Annotated in this window: 1 protein-coding gene and 1 pseudogene; both read left to right on the forward strand. The window is 33.1% G+C overall.

All coding sequences use genetic code 11. The features are described from left to right. The first annotated feature begins 2 nt into the window (after positions 1-2). Entirely contained in the window at positions 3-740 is a 738-nt protein-coding gene (gene erm(B), locus C1G53_RS10965; RefSeq protein ID WP_002321849.1) for a 23S rRNA (adenine(2058)-N(6))-methyltransferase Erm(B), read from the forward strand. Further along, positions 715-792: pseudogene (locus tag C1G53_RS13425) on the forward strand (rRNA adenine methyltransferase); the annotation flags it as partial. The gene erm(B) and the pseudogene C1G53_RS13425, both read left to right, overlap by 26 nt.

Consider the following 792-nt stretch of genomic DNA (forward strand, 5'->3'; position numbering starts at 1 on the left):
ACATGAACAAAAATATAAAATATTCTCAAAACTTTTTAACGAGTGAAAAAGTACTCAACCAAATAATAAAACAATTGAATTTAAAAGAAACCGATACCGTTTACGAAATTGGAACAGGTAAAGGGCATTTAACGACGAAACTGGCTAAAATAAGTAAACAGGTAACGTCTATTGAATTAGACAGTCATCTATTCAACTTATCGTCAGAAAAATTAAAACTGAACACTCGTGTCACTTTAATTCACCAAGATATTCTACAGTTTCAATTCCCTAACAAACAGAGGTATAAAATTGTTGGGAATATTCCTTACCATTTAAGCACACAAATTATTAAAAAAGTGGTTTTTGAAAGCCATGCGTCTGACATCTATCTGATTGTTGAAGAAGGATTCTACAAGCGTACCTTGGATATTCACCGAACACTAGGGTTGCTCTTGCACACTCAAGTCTCGATTCAGCAATTGCTTAAGCTGCCAGCGGAATGCTTTCATCCTAAACCAAAAGTAAACAGTGTCTTAATAAAACTTACCCGCCATACCACAGATGTTCCAGATAAATATTGGAAGCTATATACGTACTTTGTTTCAAAATGGGTCAATCGAGAATATCGTCAACTGTTTACTAAAAATCAGTTTCATCAAGCAATGAAACACGCCAAAGTAAACAATTTAAGTACCGTTACTTATGAGCAAGTATTGTCTATTTTTAATAGTTATCTATTATTTAACGGGAGGAAATAATTCTATGAGTCGCTTTTTTAAATTTGGAAAGTTACACGTTACTAAAGGGAAT

Source organism: Streptococcus suis, from assembly GCF_002960445.1.
GTDB lineage: Bacteria > Bacillota > Bacilli > Lactobacillales > Streptococcaceae > Streptococcus > Streptococcus hyiners.